Source organism: Aquirufa aurantiipilula, assembly GCF_019923745.1.
GTDB lineage: Bacteria > Bacteroidota > Bacteroidia > Cytophagales > Spirosomataceae > Aquirufa > Aquirufa aurantiipilula.
The window spans coordinates 161,547-177,955 of sequence record NZ_JAANOG010000001.1 but is presented as its reverse complement, the minus strand read 5'-3'; the positions used below and the strand labels follow the sequence as shown (position 1 = coordinate 177,955).

Below are 16,409 nucleotides of genomic sequence, written 5' to 3'. Positions count from 1 at the left end.
TATGCATGGACCTGATCACCACCTTCACGAAAAACATTTAAAAAGTTCTGATTTCCTGACTGATGTGGTCATTGGGATGTCGGACGGCTTAACCGTTCCTTTTGCTCTTGCAGCCGGACTTTCAGGTGCAGTTTCTAGCAATGATATTGTAACTACTGCAGGAGTAGCCGAAATTGTAGCTGGATCCATCGCCATGGGATTAGGCGGCTATTTGGCTGGTATGACAGAAAAAGAGCACTATGAAGCCGAATTAGCTAGAGAATACGATGAAGTTGAACGAGTACCCGATCGAGAAAAAGAAGAAATTAGAGAAGTATTTGAGGATTATGGTTTAAGTCCTGAAGCTCAAGAAATGGTGGTTAATTGCATTGCAAGCGACAAAGATAAATGGGTAGACTTTATGATGCGCTTTGAATTAGGCTTAGAAAAGCCCAATCCAAACCGCGCCAGAAATTCGGCTTTGACCATAGGAATTTCATATGCTCTGGGAGGCTTGATTCCATTACTACCCTATTTTTACTTAGACAAACCCGAGGATGGCTTAATTTATTCAGCAATTATCACCTTATTGGCCTTGTTTATTTTTGGGTATTTTAAAAGTAAGATAACAGGTCAGCAACCATTCATTGGAGCCTTAAAAGTCATGTCCATTGGGGCAGCCGCAGCTGGTGCCGCATTTATGGTAGCTAAACTATTTTAATAGGCCGAAACAGTATCATCCCCTCTGGAATCTGCACCACCTTGCAGCTTTCCATTGGGTAATACTAAAATACCTTCCACTAAGCCTATTCCATTGATTGGTATCATTTTATATTTCTTTTCAGTCAAACGATTTAATTGCTCTGGACTGAAGCGATTCTTTTCAAATAACACTTGATCGGGTAACCATTGATGATGAAATCGTGGATATTCTACCGCCTGCTGCATATTCATTCCCATTTCCAAGGTATTTAATATCACTTGAAAAACTGAAGTAATGATGGTTGAACCACCGGGAGTTCCAACCACCATTTTTAACTTGCCTTTTTCTTCTACAATAGTCGGAGTCATACTAGAAAGCATGCGCTTACCAGGTTGTATCTCGTTGGCTTTAGAACCAATTAAACCAAACATATTGGGTGAACCAGCTTTAGCTGAAAAATCATCCATTTCATCGTTTAGAAGAAATCCTGCTCCACCAACAAAAACCTTGCTACCGTAACTATTATTTAAGGTAGTCGTAATTGAAACAGCATTACCATATTCATCTACGATGGAATAATGGGTCGTTTCAGGACTTTCATATCCAGGAAATTGACCTGCAGAAATAGAAGAACTTAAGGTCGCTTTATCAAAACTAAAATCCTTCATCCGTTGTAAAATGTAAGATGGATTCACTAACTCAGTTTGAGGAACTTTCACAAAATCTGGATCTCCTAACCATTTTGAACGATCGGCATAGACCCTTCTTTCGGCTTCAATAATCACTTGTGCAGTTGAATCTGATTTGGGTCCCCAAGTAGATAAAGGAAAAGGTTCAACCATTTTCATCAATTGATTCAGTGCAATACCACCACTAGAAGGAGGAGGCATACTAATAATTTTCATTCCTTTATAGTCAAAATTGACCGTATTTCTCCAAGCGGCTTGATAGGACTTTAAATCCTTCTTTGTCATAATTCCACCTTGTCGCTTCATTTCTCTTACCAATAGCCGAGCCGTCTTACCTCGATAAAAACCTTTTGACTTTCTTTTAGCAATACGTTCCAAAGATTGGGCCAAGTCTTCTTGAACTAATAAATCGCCCTTCTCCCATTTTAAATCTTGAGCTTTAATCATATAATCCTTCCCAAAATTAAATTTCTGAAAATCAGCTTTTTGCCCATTTAAACCGCGTGCTTCCTTTTCTGTCAGAACAACTCCATTCCGAGCTAAATCAACCGATGGCTGCACAAGTTCTTTCCATGGTAATTTTCCAAATTTCTGATGCATAGCTTCCATACCCGCAACAGCGCCTGGTACTCCAACAGAAAAAATCCCAGCAAGACTTTTACCTGGAATAATAGCCCCATTTTCATCCAAATACATATCTCTAAATGCTTTCAAAGGTGCTTTTTCCCTAAAATCCAAAGCATAAGTTTGAGCTTGATTATCGCGATAAACTAGAAAACCTCCACCTCCGATATTTCCAGCAGCAGGGTGACAAACGGCTAAAGCGAAATTGACTGCAACTGCTGCATCAATGGCATTGCCTCCTTTTTTTAATATAGCCAAACCTATCTCACTTGCAGCAGGATGCGTTGATACCACCATTCCTTTGGAGGACTCTATAACCGGCTTACTGGATTGTGCAAAAGTAGAAGAAGCCGAAATCAAGGCTATGAGTACAAAAAGTTTAGTCTGTTGCATGATGAAGAATTTAATTTGAAAACATTCAATCGTTAAAAGCTCTTACATGAGCGTTGTCATAACAAAAATATAATTTAACTTTGTGAATATTTTAAGTTTTTTTAATTAAAACAGATACTTACAGTGGATATTTTCGAGAAAGTTGTTAAAAACATGGGGCCAATCGGTGCTCATGCGCATTACTCCCACCATTATTTTTCATTTCCAAAGTTAACTGGAGAACTTGGCCCAAGAATGACATTCATGGGAAAAGAGATGCTCAACTGGTCTTTAAATAATTATTTAGGCCTAGCTAACCATCCGGAAGTAAGAAAAGCTGATGCTGATGCAGCAGCTAAATATGGTTTAGCCTACCCAATGGGAGCTCGAATGATGTCTGGAAATACAGATGAACACGAAGAATTTGAAAGACAACTAGCTGAATTCGTTGGAAAAGAAGATTGTTTCCTTTTGAATTACGGTTATCAAGGAGTAATGTCCATCATTGAATGTATGGTTGATCACCGCGATATCATTGTTTATGATGCCGAATCACATGCTTGTTTGATTGATGGTATTCGTTTACACAAAGCAAAAATGGGCGACTATTATAAATTCAATCACAATGACATGGATTCATTGCGTAAGAATTTAGAACGAGCTACTAAAAAAACACAAGAGACTGGCGGAGGTATTTTAGTGATTACAGAAGGTGTTTTTGGTATGTCAGGTAAAGTAGGTTCATTGGATAAAATCGTGGAGATGAAGAAAGACTTCGACTTCCGTTTATTGGTGGATGATGCTCACGGATTTGGAACGATGGGTGCCAATGGTAAAGGTGTGGGTGAATTCTTAAACTGTACAGAAGGTATAGATTTATATTTTTCAACTTTTGCAAAATCGATGGCGGCTATTGGAGCATTTGTTGCTGCTCCTAAGGACATCATCATGTATTTAAAATACAATATGCGTTCACAAACTTATGCGAAAGCATTACCTATGCCATTCGTGATAGGTGGAATGAAGCGCTTAGAATTAATTAAAAAACATCCTGAATTAAGAGAACGTTTATGGGAAAACGTACGCTCTTTACAAAAAGGTTTAAAAGAAAAGGGATTTGATATTGGAGAAACTCAATCTCCCGTTACTCCCGTTTTCTTGCATGGTGAATATGATATAGCAGCAGTTACCTCTTTAGTAAGAGATTTACGTGAAAATATGGGTATTTTCTGCAGTATTGTGGTGTATCCAGTAGTTCCAAAGGGACAAATTATGCTAAGAATTATTCCAACCTCTTCACATACGCAAGCCGATATTGAATATACTACGGAATGTTTCGCTGAAGTTCAAAAAAGATTAAAAGACGGTTATTATAAGGTTTTAAATGCCGCAAAATAAGTTTTTAAGGCCAATTTTAACTTTTTTAACTTTTTTTTGGGTTTTTTCATAGAAATAGTTTGTATGGAATAAGTTTTTTGTTAAATTTCGCCTTATAAGCGCTTCAAACAGCGAAATAAGACAATCTATTTTTACAACCTACAAAATCAAATTATTATGAGCAGATTTGCACAAGTGAAAGACCTCGTTTTGTCATTAGAATCAGATTTCGAAAAATTCTACGATAAAGGAAACCAAGCAGCAGGAACACGCGTTAGAGGTGGCTTACAGCAACTAAAAACTTTAGCTCAAGAAATTCGTACTGAAGTTCAGAATCAAAAGAACTCAGGAAAATAATTAGTTTAATTTCTTGATTATAAAAAGCCCGATACTGAGTATCGGGCTTTTTTATGTTAGAACTTTTCCGCATTCATAGCTTTGGCCATTCCATCAACCATCAATTTGCCTCTCTCCTTGTCAAATACCTGAGTTTGAATTTCTGCTGTATGCTTAATAGAGTCAATATGAGTTACAGTAAATTTTGCTTGATATACTTGTCCAACATAAAGTGGACGTTTAAACTCCGATAATTGACTTAAATAAACACTTCCCTGACCAGGAAATTCCATTCCCATGACACGCGAGAATACACTGGCTATCAATGCACCATGAATGATGGGCTTTTTAAATACTGTTTGAGCAGCAAATTCCTCATCCCAATGCAAAGGATTAAAATCTCCTGATATTTTACAGAAGTCGTTTACTTGCTCCTGATTAAAGCTAAATTCAATTTCGTAGCTATCTCCAATGGAATACATATTGTAGGTATATTAATTGTTAATAAAAAATAGAGTCTAACTTTGCAATTGAAATTAAAAGGTATGATCCACTTTATTTACAATCCCAACTCTGGAAGCAAAAGTAATGCAAGTAAAAAGCAAATGCTTCAAAAATTGGAAAAGATTGAAAATAGCGAGTTACATTTTACTGAATATGCAGGACATGCCCATGAATTAGCATGTCAAGCCATGCAGCGTAGCGCTACAAAAGTCATAGCAATTGGTGGAGATGGCACAATTCATGAAATAGCCAGTGCATTAGTAGGGTCAAATACAGCACTTGGTATAATTCCTATAGGGTCAGGAAATGGCTTAGCGAGACATTTAGGTATACATCTGAACTTTTCTAAAGCATTGCAACAAGCCACACAGGGGAATGAAGTTCAAATAGATGTCGCTTATTGGAATCAAGATGCTTTTTTTTGTACTGCTGGGATTGGATTTGATGCTTATGTCGCCCATCAATTTGCAAAAGGAAAAAAACGGGGACTATTAACTTACATCAAGTCGTCTTTTCAATCCATATTGACCTATCAATCTCTAAAAATACAAGATTCAAACTCAATCCAAGAGGATATATTCTCCATGACCTTTGCCAATGCAAATCAGTTTGGCAATAATGCCTACATTTCACCTTATTCAAATTTGCAAGATGGAAACTTTGAAGTTGTCAAGGTAAAACCTCTAACTATTTGGGAATCAGCCCAACTTGGAATTAGCCTATTTTTAAAAAATATCAATCAACATAAAAAAGTAAAGATACAATCTTGCCAAAGATATGAATTCAGCGTTCCTATTGGCACTTTATATCACATGGATGGGGAAAATTTACGTACAAAAGAATTCAATCACACCATTAAAATTATCCCTAAGTATTTACGTGTAATTGTATAAACCTTAAAATCGCAATTATTAGAGCTAATCATCCAGAATAAATACAACGTATTGATTTACAGATACTTAATACAATAATTACTTATTCAAATTTAGACCTTGTTTAAATAACTACGTTTTTGATTCAAAAAATTTTTATTTTTTTTTCTTATATTTTTTCAAGCCAAAACACATCAGGAGTTCATAAAAATTGAACAATTTTTAGTTCCAAATTTTAATGCACTTTTTTTACTAAAAATAAGTTGAAAATATTTTTTTTTAGATTTGGAACGACCTTGAATTTTACTATTTTTGTCTCCCCGCTTTAGTGAAGCTTTATCGTTTCTCTAGGTACCCAAACCATTATTTGAAATTTAAAACATTTGAAGTATGTCTTCTATGGCCAATACTTCAACGAGGAATTTTTGACCCTAAAAAAAAGGAATAGTTTATGCAAATTGAAGTAACTGAATTGTGGAATAAATGCTTGAATATCATCCGTGATGATATTTCTGAGCAAAGTTTCACGACTTGGTTCAGCCCAATTGTTCCTTTAAAATTTCAGAATAATACGCTTACAATTCAGGTACCTTCTCAATTTTTCTACGAATGGTTAGAAGATAACTTTGTTTCTTCTTTGAGAAAAGCGATTGATCATACCATTGGTCGACAAGGTATGCTGGAATACTCCATTATAGTAGATAAAGGGGATCGAAAAAATCCTCCGCTATCTTTTAACTTACCAACGACAAATCAACAGAATCCAAGTAAAGAATTTACTAACAGTCAAGCAGCGAAAAGCCCTTTTCAGTTTAAAAACCTGGATTCATTAGAATTAGATTCCTATTTAATTCCTAAGTACACTTTTGATAAATTCATTGAAGGCGACTGTAATCGTCTTGGGAGAGCTGCAGGAATGGCTGTTGCTAATAAACCTGGTTTGACTTCATTCAACCCATTAATGATTTATGGTGGAGTAGGATTAGGCAAAACACACTTGATTCAAGCAATCGGAAATGAAATCAAGCAGCAGTTTCCTGAAAAATTTGTTCTTTACGTATCTACGGAGAAATTTACCAATCAATTTGTCAATGCCATTCGGAATAATTCCATCGAAGCATTTACCAATTTCTATTTACAAGTAGATGTCCTTATTATAGATGACGTTCAATTCTTATCAGGAAAAGAAAAGACTCAAGAAACGTTTTTTAATATCTTCAACCACTTGCATCAATCAGGAAAGCAAATCATTTTGTCATCTGACCGTGCACCACGTGATTTAGCTGGTATGGAGGACCGATTATTAAGTCGATTTAAATGGGGATTAACAGCAGATCTTCAACAGCCTGACTTTGAAACGCGTATTGCCATTATTCAAAAAAAATTACAAGATGATGGTATTCAAATTGATTTTGAAGTACTTGAATACCTTGCTCATTCCATTCAAACGAATGTAAGAGAACTTGAAGGTGTTATTATTTCTTTGATGGCACAAGCTTCTTTAACTCGAAAAGAAATTGATTTGGATTTGGCAAAAGCAACTTTGAAGAGCATTGTCAATGAGCAAGAAAAAGAATTAAGTGTTGAAAATATTCTTGAAGCTGTAACGCATCATTTTTCGGTTGAATTAAGCACTTTACAAGGTAAATGCCGGAAGAAAGAGAATGTATTTCCTCGTCAAGTAGCCATGTATATGTTAAAGGAATTGACCAATCTCCCTTTAAAGTCTATTGGATATCATTTTGGAGGTAGAGACCATAGTACTGTTATTCATGCAGTACAATCTATTTCTGAAGCTATGGAAACAGATAAAACAGTTGAAAAAACAGTTAAAAAACTGTTCAACCGATTTAATCTTAACGCCAACTAAAAAAGTCTCCCGATTATCGAGAGACTTTTTTTATAGGAAACAATTTTCTTTAATTCTGCCTACTTATTCTTCTGCGCCACCTTCTTTATCTAATAAGACCGAATCATCGCCTTTCACTTTTTCTTTGATCTTGGCTTCCAACTCATCCATTAGTTCTGGATTGTCCTTAATTAAATCTTTAACTGCATCTCGACCTTGTCCTAATCGATTTCCATTATATGAAAACCAGGACCCTGACTTATCAATTACGCCTAAATCAACACCTAAATCCAATATTTCACCGGCTTTAGAAATACCTTCGCCGTACATAATATCAAATTCTACTACTTTAAAGGGAGGTGCCAATTTGTTCTTAACTACTTTCACACGCGTACGATTACCCGTGATAGAATCTGCACTTTCTTTGATTTGACCAGCTCTTCGGATATCTAAACGTACAGAAGCATAAAACTTCAAGGCATTTCCACCTGTAGTTGTTTCTGGACTTCCAAACATTACGCCAATCTTATCACGTAATTGGTTAATAAAAATACAGCAGCAACCTGTTTTATTAATGGTTCCTGTCAACTTACGCAAAGCTTGTGACATCAAGCGAGCTTGTAGACCCATTTTAGAATCTCCCATCTCCCCTTCTATTTCCGCTTTAGGAACCAAAGCTGCCACCGAGTCAATAACGATGATATCAATGGCACCTGAACTAATTAAATGTTCTGCAATTTCCAATGCTTGCTCGCCATTATCTGGCTGAGATATTAATAAATTTTGGGTATCGATTCCCAATTTCTCTGCATACGAACGATCAAATGCATGTTCTGCATCCACAAATGCGGCTATACCTCCAGCCTTTTGAGCTTCAGCAATACAATGCAAAGTTAAAGTCGTCTTACCTGAAGATTCTGGACCATAAATCTCCACAACTCTTCCTCTTGGTACTCCCCCAATCCCTAAGGCTAAATCTAAACCTAATGAACCTGTAGAAATAACAGGTACATCCATGACTTTACTATCTGAAAGGCGCATAACGGTACCCTTTCCATACGCTTTATCTAATTTTTCTAGAGTGGTTTGTAAGGCTTTTAATTTCTCAGATGTTAAGCCTTGAGCTTCGCTCGCTTGTTTTGCCATGGTATGTTGATTGATAAAATTGTATTTGAAGCTTCTACTTATTTTGATTTGTATTTAGCTAAACAAAAATAGGAAATAGCCACTAATATTTAATCAAATTACTTGATATTCTGTGCTCTTATTTCTTTAATACTTATCTTGCCGGAAAATGAGCCTTCAACCCTTTGAAAACATCTAATTTTACCTTTTCCTTTTTATTATTTTGCCTATCCATCAACTTAAAAGCACAAGACAAGGATGTACTTTTAGGTGGAGAAAATTTAAAATACCGAATTCACTTAGGATTTATTAATGCAGCAGAAGCTAACATAAAAAGCAGTCCTAATTTGGGATCCATTCGTCAGATTCCAACTCGAAAAATCGAAATTGAAGGGAAAACAGTGGGCATATTCAATGTGTTCAGTCCACTTTTAGATGTATGGGTATCCTACATGGATCCAAGTACTTTATTACCTATCAAGGCCGAAATGAATAAGCGGGAAGGTCGATATAAGAAGCAAGAGGTAATTGATTTTTACCACGACAAAGGAATAGCACAGATATCTTCTCCTCAAAATACTCCAAAAGATAAAAGTCTTTCTATTTCAAGCTCCATGTTGGATTTAATTTCTGGATATTACTTTTTACGTAAAAAGAACTTACAGGAATTAGAAATTGGTCAGAAAATGAGTGCTAAGATATTGGTAGATGGACAGATTTATGAAGTTTGGTGTATTGTAAAGGGCTTTGAGAAAGTGGACAGCAAGTTTGGAAGTAAAAACTGTATACGTACTTCATTGGTATTACCTAAAAATAATTTGTTTCAAGACAAGGATGCTATCCGATTATGGATTAGTCAAGATAATTACCAAATTCCTTTCAAAATGGAAGTAAACCTAAAGATAGGATTCTTGAGCATCGATTTAGAAGATTACAAAATTGCGGGCAAAACCATTTATACTGCTTTACCCTAAGGCTTCTTTATAAGCAGCCAATACGCGTTTTCTGGCGAATTCGTGATCTACAATTGGTTTAGGGTAATGAAACTCTTGAAACTCAGGTACCCATTTTCTTATATAACTTAATTCCTTATCAAACTTCTGGGTTTGTAGATATGGATTAAAGACTCTGAAATAAGGTGCAGCGTCACATCCTGAACCTGCTGCCCATTGCCAACCGCCATTGTTGGCAGAAAAGTCAAAATCCAATAATTTTTCAGCAAAATACGCTTCACCCCAGCGCCAATCAATTAAAAGGTGTTTCACTAAGAAACTAGCCACAATCATACGTACACGGTTGTGCATGAATCCCGTTTGATTCAATTCTCGCATTCCTGCGTCAACGATGGGATAACCAGTTTGGCCATTTTTCCAAGCGTCAAACTCTTGTTCATTGTTGCGCCAATGCATCCGATCATATTCTTTTCTGAATGCTAAGCCTTGCCCAATATGAGGAAAATGAAAGGTGATATTAAAATAGAAATCACGCCAAATCAATTCATTTAACCAGGTTTCGGATTTCCCAAGGGCTCTTTTTAAAAGTTTACGAATGGAAATAGTTCCAAAGCGCAAATGAACTGAAACATGGGATGTGGCATCTAATCCAGGATAATCTCGCTTTATTTGATATTCACGGATTAAATCGTCAGAAAAAATCAAAGAAGGAAATGATAGACCCGACTCTTCAAAACCCAGTTGACGTAAGCTCGGTATTTCAAAGGAAGCTGGGATATAGTTTGTCAAATTCTCTGATTCAAATTGCTTCCATTCAGAATTAGCCAACTTTTCTTTCCACTTGCGTGAATATGGTGTAAATACAGTATAAGGCGTATTTTGGCCTGTTAAAACTTCATTTTTTTCAAAAATGACTTGATCTTTAAAGCTTTCAAACAACATATTTTGACTTTCAGCCCATTGCCTTATTGAATCATCTCTAGAAATAGCATAGCTTTCATAGTCATGATTGGTATAAATCTTTTTGATAGAGAATTTTTGGGCCAAACTTTGAAAAGCATGAAGCGGTTTATCATGTAAAATCAACAGGTCGCCACCTCTTTTTTGGATTTCACTTTTCAATTGTGTGAGTGCCGCATGAATAAACTCCACTCGTGCATCTTTTTTATTTTCTAATTTATCCAAAATAGATGGATCAAAAATAAAAATGGGCAAGACTGGATAAGGACCACTTAAAGCAGCAAAAAGGCCAGCATTATCTTCTATACGCAAATCGCGGCGAAACCAAAAGACAGAAATTTCATTCATAATGTTCAATATACATTAGTTTAACTTCCTTAGCTTTTGATTGTTTCAAAAAATTAGCTTGACAAGCCCCCCTTGAAAAGTGTATATTTGCAAATTGTTTTTTTTTCAAAAAATAAATGAACGATTGAATTATTTTTTTTCGTTAATAATTCAACGTTTTTCATTTTCAAACCCCATACGAATGAAATTATCTGAATTCAGATTTGATTTACCACAAAGTTTAATTGCCTTACATCCAACAGATAACCGCGAAGACGCTCGCATGATGGTTGTAAATAGAAAAAACAAGACCATTGAACATAAGAAATTCACTGATATCGTTGATTACTTCGGTGAAGGAGACGTATTAGTAACTAACAACACCAAAGTTTTTCCAGCTAGATTGTATGGTAATAAGGAAAAAACCGGTGCTCAAATCGAAGTTTTTTTATTGAGAGAACTAAACCGTGAGCATCGCCTTTGGGATGTTTTGGTAGATCCTGCTCGTAAAATTCGTGTTGGAAATAAATTATATTTTGGTGATTCTGACTTAGTTGCTGAAGTCATTGACAATACCACTTCTCGTGGTAGAACAATTCGTTTCTTGTATGATGGTGACCATGATGCTTTAATGGCAGCTATTCACGAATTAGGAGAAACACCACTTCCAGAAGAAATTCGTTCTAAGAGAGAGGCTACTCCTGAAGATGCTGAGCGTTTTCAAACCATTTACGCTGAACACGTAGGTGCTGTGGCTGCTCCAACTGCAGGTTTGCACTTCTCAAAGATCATTATGAAAAAAATGGAATTGAATGGTGCTCAATTTACTCCTATTACCTTACACGTTGGGCTAGGAACATTCCGCCAAGTGGATGTGGAAGATTTGACCAAACACAAAACTGATTCTGAACATTTTATCATCAATCAAGATACTTGTGATTATGTCAATCAAGCTATTGATAACAAAAAACATGTGTTATCGGTAGGAACTACGGTCATGAAAGCCTTGGAATCTTCTGTTTCAGCTAGTGGACATTTAAAACCTATCAATAGCTGGACGGACAAATTCATTTTCCCTCCCTACGAATTTAAAATTCCTACTGCCCTATTAACAAATTTCCATTTACCTGAGTCGATTTTATTGATGATGACTTCAGCTTTTGGTGGATATGAATTAATTCATGAGGCATACCAACAAGCCATTAAAGAGAAATACCGTTTCTTCAGTTATGGTGATGTTATGTTAATCATCTAAATAAAAATCGGGTTTGTTTTGAAGAAATATGCCATTATTGTAGCCGGAGGTACTGGACAGCGAATGAAAAGTGCCGTTCCTAAACAATTTTTGCTCCTTCAAGGCAAACCCATTTTATACCATACCCTTTTACAATTCAAAAAAGCGGATGCTGAAATTGAATTGATTTTAGTATTACCTCAGAATCAATTTTCTACTTGGCAGGGACTTTGTCAAGAACATCCAGAAATCCTCCAAGATTGTCCACATCAATTAGTGGAAGGAGGCAAGACACGCTTTCATTCGAGTCAACAAGGTATTCAAGCAATTCTAGAAAATCAACAAGCACTTGTTGCCATTCACGATGGTGTCAGGCCACTGGTATCCATTACTTGTATACAACAGGCATATCAGCATGCTCAAAAGCATGGTAATGCCGTATTAGCTGTTTCCAGCAAGGACTCTGTTCGTCAATGGGATAATGCGGAAAATGTATATCTCCCACTTGATCGAAATCACATTAAATTAATTCAAACGCCACAGATATTTGAAGTTTCAATTCTAAAGAAGGCATTTCAACAAGAATATCAAGATTTTTTTACGGATGATGCCAGTGTCGTGGAATTAATGGGCATAGATATTCAACTTGTTGAAGGAAATTATTCCAACATAAAAATTACAACCCCCGAGGATTTGCTGATTGCCGAAGCATTGACTCAAAACGCATAAACATGAAAAACGCCTGGGATTGGATTGGATCCAATATATTAAAACATAAAATTTTCATCTTGCTGGTAATGACCCTACTTACCGCAGGACTCATTTACAAGGCTTCACAAATTCAATTAAGCTATGAATTAGCTAAAATTTTACCTAAAACAGATGAGCGTTTTCAACTGTATGAAGGATTCAAAAAAAAATACGGTGAAGACGGAAATGTCATGGTGATTGGTTTAGAAAACCCACAGCTTTTTACTCCCGTCGAATTTGATGCATGGAAAAATCTTAGTTTAGAAATCAAGCAATTATCGGGGATTAAAAACATTTTATCTTTATCCAATCTTCCAGAGGTCTACATCGACAGTACAGACAAAAAGTTCAAAACTAGAACCATTTGGGATTCAAATTTAGCAACCACTCAGGAGCGTTTGGATACCTTAAAAAGTAAGATTAGTCGATTACCTATTTTTACAAACTTCTTATATACAGATGATTACAAGGTACATTTATTACTAATTACCTTAGACCAAAGGACAATTAATGATAAAGGAAGAATCACTTTAGTTAAGAAAATCAAGCAATTAGGAGAAGATTACCGCTTGAAAATGAAAAGAGATATTCATTTCTCTGGAATGCCTTTTATTCGAACGGAATATACCTCACAGGTAACCAAAGAACTGATATTTTTTCTAGGCTTAGCCATCTTAGTGACTTCACTCATTTTGTTATTCTTTTTCAGATCCATACAAGTGGTGTTTTTTGCCCTGATTGTGATATTGATAGGAATCCTTGCATCACTTGCGACCATCGTATTTCTTGGATTTAAAATCACATTGCTATCTGGTTTAATCCCACCGCTAATTGTGGTGATTGGTATCCCTAATGTCATTTTCTTGTTAAATAAATACCATGAGACCTATATACAAACTCAAGACAAGCTTTTTTCATTGAAAGAAAGTGCTTCTAAAGTAGGTAGAACCTTGTTTTTAGCCAATTTGACTACTTCCATTGGTTTTGGTGTTTTTAGCTTTACGGGTTCAGGATTATTGGTGGAATTTGGGATTGTGGCATCAGTCAATGTCATGTTTACTTTTTTATTATCCTTACTCTTAATTCCCATTTTCTTTAGCTTCTTAGCTCCTCCCAGACCTAAGGACTTAGCCCATTTTGAGTCAAAGCGAGTTAATTTAATATTAATTCGTATTGAAAATTGGGTCTTAAATCATCGAAAATCCATATATGGAACTGTGACTATTTTATTAATGATCTCGGTCTATGGATTATTACAAATTAAGGCTATTGGGTTTATCGTTGACGATTTACCTAGAGAGAATGCGATTTATTCCGATTTGAAATTCATTGAAAAGCATTTTCATGGAATTATCCCTTTTGAAATTTCAGTGGATGCAAAAAGTCCGGGGAAAGCTTTAAGTCCAGAAATTTTGTCTAAAATGAAAAGAACGGAAAAGCTGATGGCCAAATATCCTGAATTTACGGCTGGACTTTCTATTTTAACGGCAACTAAGTATTTGTATCAAGTGTATCGCGGTGGAGATCCAAAATATTTCACTCTACCTGGTATTGATGAATTGAATAAATTGAAAGACTTTCAATCAAGTTTATCAGGAAAAAGTAATCTATTTGCGGGATTCATTGACCAAGAAAAACAACATACTCGAATCTCCTATCAAATGGCTGATGCTGGTACTGTCAGAACCAAAGAGTTGTATCAAATACTGCAGCCCAAGATTGATAGTATTTTCAGAACAGATGCAGAGACTGGCGAAATTTTACCCAAGGATAATCCCAATGCATATCAAGCTGATGTGACGGGAAATTCTGTTATAAATTCGTTTAACACGGAATATCTACAGAAAAACTTAATTGAGAGTACTATAACAGCTATTGTTTTAATATGTCTATTAATGGCATTTTTATTCCGTTCCTGGAAAATGGTGATTATCTCTACCCTACCTAGTTTGATTCCACTGATAATCACAGCAGGTTTGATGGGATACTTTAACATTGCTTTGAAACCTAGTACTATTCTAATCTTTTCGATTGCCTTTGGTATTTCCAGTGATGGGACTATTTATTTCTTAACTCGATATAAGGAAGAATGGCTAAAAAATCAGCTCAATGTAAAACGTGCTGTGCAAATCACTATACAAAAAACAGGTGTATCTATGTTTTACACGGCTATGATCTTGTTTTTTGGTTTCTTCATATTTACAGCTTCTACGTTCAAGGGAACCCAAGCATTGGGAATTTTGGTTTCCATAACCTTATTGATGGCCATGATTTGTAATTTAATTTTATTACCTGCCTTTTTGATGGGATTGAATAAAAAAGAAATTGACACCATCATAGAGGAGGAGATTTAACATGGGAATTCAAGAGGAAAAAATCTATACGATTCCTTTCTGGTTATTATGTACTAGTAACTTCTTATTTGCGGCCAGTTTTTCCATGATTATTCCTGAATTGCCCGATTATTTGGCATCCATGGGAGGAAGTGAATACATTGGATACATTATCGCACTATTCACGCTAACTGCTGGCCTCAGTAGGCCATTTTCTGGCAAACTAACTGACCACATTGGTCGCGTACCTGTCATGGCCTTTGGATCTATCGTTTGTTTTGTCTGTGGAGGAATATACCCCATGGTGCATACCGTACAGGCGTTTTTATTTTTACGTTTTATCCATGGGATGTCAACAGGCACCAAACCCACTGCAACCGCTGCTTATGTGGCAGACATTATACCCGAAAATCGTCGAGGTGAAGCACAGGGAACTTTGGGGATTTTTACAGCCGTAGGTATGTCTATTGGCCCAAGTATAGGTTCTGCTTTATCTAATTCAATTGGATTAGATCCCATGTTTTATGTTTCTTCCTTATTTGCCCTAGCTTCTATTATTATTTTAATGAAGTTGGAAGAAACTTTACCCAAAAGCATGAAAAGTAAATTTTCGTTAAAATTATTTCGAATAAATTGGAGCGATGTTTTTGAGCCAAAAGTGATACCAGTATTTTGGATCATGGTCTTGATGTCATTTTCCTATGGTGCTGTACTTACGCTATTACCTGATACGACCAAATTGGTTGGTTGGCATAACAAGGGCTTATATTTTACGATTTACACCATTGCTTCTATTGGCGTTCGATTTTTCTTTTCAAAAAGCTCTGACATACATGGTAGGATACCTATATTAATCATTTCCAGTTTCTTTTTGGTGATTTCAATGTTCATTTTGGCATTTCCAGTAAATGAAATTACAATGGTTATCTCTGCCATTTTATTTGGTATTTCTTCTGGATTTTCCACTCCCACTTTGGCAGCTTGGACATCAGATTTAGCCCATAAAAATCATATGGGACGCGCCATGGCTACTATGTACATTGCTTTAGAGATTGGTATTGGCATAGGAGCATTTCTTTCAGGATATTTATATAAAGGTTTAAGCCAAATGATACCACTCCCCTTTTTCATTGCGGGATTATTAGCTAGTATTGCATTGGTGGTATTATTGAGTTTAAGAAAAAACTGGACAAGAAATGGAATTTGAGACCTATTTAATCAGTAAAAAAATTGATGCTTTGGCTTTTAGAAGCAATGACATCGAACTCTTTTCTACCTGGCTTTACGAATTCAGTCAACTACATGAGGCTAGTTTTACAGATCAAAAGCGATTTCAGATAAATCGAATCAGGAGAAAATATCCCTTGAATTCAGAAATTAACCAATAGCTATTTTAGATTATTTATAATAATTTCATAAAAT

General features: G+C 35.8%; 14 protein-coding genes. 10 read left to right on the top strand and 4 right to left on the bottom strand.

Annotated elements, in window-relative coordinates; all coding sequences use genetic code 11:
- Position 1: 1 nt before the first annotated feature.
- Positions 2-700 carry a VIT1/CCC1 transporter family protein gene (locus tag G9H60_RS00775; protein ID WP_223142222.1) on the top strand — a complete coding sequence of 233 codons (699 nt, stop codon included), beginning with the start codon at positions 2-4 and terminating at the stop codon, positions 698-700.
- On the opposite strand, the gene ggt is transcribed toward G9H60_RS00775, so the two are convergent.
- A complete protein-coding gene (gene ggt, locus G9H60_RS00770) occupies positions 697-2,388 on the bottom strand; it encodes a gamma-glutamyltransferase (protein ID WP_223142221.1) in 1,692 nt (563 codons plus the stop codon). The genes G9H60_RS00775 and ggt overlap by 4 nt on opposite strands.
- A gap of 123 nt (positions 2,389-2,511) precedes the next feature.
- Between ggt and G9H60_RS00765 the strand changes: the two genes are divergently transcribed.
- Both G9H60_RS00765 and G9H60_RS00760 read left to right on the top strand, forming a co-directional pair.
- A complete protein-coding gene (locus G9H60_RS00765; protein ID WP_223142220.1) occupies positions 2,512-3,765 on the top strand; it encodes an aminotransferase class I/II-fold pyridoxal phosphate-dependent enzyme in 1,254 nt (417 codons plus the stop codon).
- A 156-nt stretch (positions 3,766-3,921) separates the two neighbouring features.
- Positions 3,922-4,101, top strand: coding sequence for a histone H1 (locus G9H60_RS00760; protein ID WP_109322819.1), 180 nt, complete (start codon positions 3,922-3,924; stop codon positions 4,099-4,101).
- Between the two features lie 56 nt (positions 4,102-4,157).
- On the opposite strand, the gene G9H60_RS00755 is transcribed toward G9H60_RS00760, so the two are convergent.
- A complete protein-coding gene (locus G9H60_RS00755) occupies positions 4,158-4,562 on the bottom strand; it encodes a MaoC family dehydratase (RefSeq protein ID WP_223142219.1) in 405 nt (134 codons plus the stop codon).
- A gap of 63 nt (positions 4,563-4,625) precedes the next feature.
- Here G9H60_RS00755 and G9H60_RS00750 point away from each other — a divergent pair, with 63 nt between their 5' ends.
- Both G9H60_RS00750 and dnaA read left to right on the top strand, forming a co-directional pair.
- Positions 4,626-5,477 (top strand): diacylglycerol/lipid kinase family protein, encoded by an 852-nt coding sequence (locus G9H60_RS00750; RefSeq protein ID WP_223142218.1) that lies wholly within the window; start codon positions 4,626-4,628, stop codon positions 5,475-5,477.
- A 430-nt stretch (positions 5,478-5,907) separates the two neighbouring features.
- Complete coding sequence (dnaA, locus tag G9H60_RS00745) at positions 5,908-7,326, top strand: chromosomal replication initiator protein DnaA (protein WP_223142217.1); 1,419 nt, start codon at positions 5,908-5,910, stop codon at positions 7,324-7,326.
- 63 nt (positions 7,327-7,389) lie between these two features.
- Here dnaA and recA read toward each other — a convergent pair whose 3' ends face one another.
- Positions 7,390-8,451: a recombinase RecA gene (gene recA, locus G9H60_RS00740; RefSeq protein WP_223142216.1), complete on the bottom strand. Its 1,062-nt coding sequence runs from the start codon at positions 8,449-8,451 to the stop codon at positions 7,390-7,392.
- 164 nt (positions 8,452-8,615) lie between these two features.
- On the opposite strand from recA, the gene G9H60_RS00735 reads away from it, so the two are divergent.
- Complete coding sequence (locus G9H60_RS00735; protein ID WP_223142215.1) at positions 8,616-9,404, top strand: DUF3108 domain-containing protein; 789 nt, start codon at positions 8,616-8,618, stop codon at positions 9,402-9,404.
- Here the strand turns inward: G9H60_RS00735 and G9H60_RS00730 are convergent.
- The gene (locus G9H60_RS00730; protein WP_223142214.1) at positions 9,396-10,691 is read right to left on the bottom strand and encodes a cryptochrome/photolyase family protein; all 1,296 of its coding nucleotides are present in this window, start codon (positions 10,689-10,691) and stop codon (positions 9,396-9,398) included. The genes G9H60_RS00735 and G9H60_RS00730 overlap by 9 nt on opposite strands.
- Before the next feature lie 181 nt (positions 10,692-10,872).
- On the opposite strand from G9H60_RS00730, the gene queA reads away from it, so the two are divergent.
- The 4 genes from queA to G9H60_RS00710 are packed head-to-tail and all read left to right on the top strand — an operon-like array spanning position 10,873 to position 16,194.
- Entirely contained in the window at positions 10,873-11,925 is a 1,053-nt protein-coding gene (queA, locus tag G9H60_RS00725) for a tRNA preQ1(34) S-adenosylmethionine ribosyltransferase-isomerase QueA (protein ID WP_109322812.1), read from the top strand.
- 18 nt (positions 11,926-11,943) lie between these two features.
- Complete coding sequence (locus tag G9H60_RS00720) at positions 11,944-12,633, top strand: 2-C-methyl-D-erythritol 4-phosphate cytidylyltransferase (RefSeq protein WP_223142213.1); 690 nt, start codon at positions 11,944-11,946, stop codon at positions 12,631-12,633.
- A gap of 2 nt (positions 12,634-12,635) precedes the next feature.
- Entirely contained in the window at positions 12,636-15,008 is a 2,373-nt protein-coding gene (locus G9H60_RS00715) for an efflux RND transporter permease subunit (RefSeq protein ID WP_223142212.1), read from the top strand.
- 1 nt (position 15,009) lies between these two features.
- Positions 15,010-16,194 carry an MFS transporter gene (locus tag G9H60_RS00710; RefSeq protein WP_223142211.1) on the top strand — a complete coding sequence of 395 codons (1,185 nt, stop codon included), beginning with the start codon at positions 15,010-15,012 and terminating at the stop codon, positions 16,192-16,194.
- Positions 16,195-16,409: the final 215 nt, after the last annotated feature.

Coding starts and splice junctions, on each gene's coding strand:
- G9H60_RS00775 (WP_223142222.1), top strand. CDS start 2: ATGCATGGACCTGATCACCACCTTCACGAAAAACATTTAAAAAGTTCT.
- ggt (WP_223142221.1), bottom strand. CDS start 2,388: ATGCAACAGACTAAACTTTTTGTACTCATAGCCTTGATTTCGGCTTCT.
- G9H60_RS00760 (WP_109322819.1), top strand. CDS start 3,922: ATGAGCAGATTTGCACAAGTGAAAGACCTCGTTTTGTCATTAGAATCA.
- G9H60_RS00755 (WP_223142219.1), bottom strand. CDS start 4,562: ATGTATTCCATTGGAGATAGCTACGAAATTGAATTTAGCTTTAATCAG.
- G9H60_RS00750 (WP_223142218.1), top strand. CDS start 4,626: ATGATCCACTTTATTTACAATCCCAACTCTGGAAGCAAAAGTAATGCA.
- dnaA (WP_223142217.1), top strand. CDS start 5,908: ATGCAAATTGAAGTAACTGAATTGTGGAATAAATGCTTGAATATCATC.
- recA (WP_223142216.1), bottom strand. CDS start 8,451: ATGGCAAAACAAGCGAGCGAAGCTCAAGGCTTAACATCTGAGAAATTA.
- G9H60_RS00730 (WP_223142214.1), bottom strand. CDS start 10,691: ATGAATGAAATTTCTGTCTTTTGGTTTCGCCGCGATTTGCGTATAGAA.
- queA (WP_109322812.1), top strand. CDS start 10,873: ATGAAATTATCTGAATTCAGATTTGATTTACCACAAAGTTTAATTGCC.
- G9H60_RS00715 (WP_223142212.1), top strand. CDS start 12,636: ATGAAAAACGCCTGGGATTGGATTGGATCCAATATATTAAAACATAAA.
- G9H60_RS00710 (WP_223142211.1), top strand. CDS start 15,010: ATGGGAATTCAAGAGGAAAAAATCTATACGATTCCTTTCTGGTTATTA.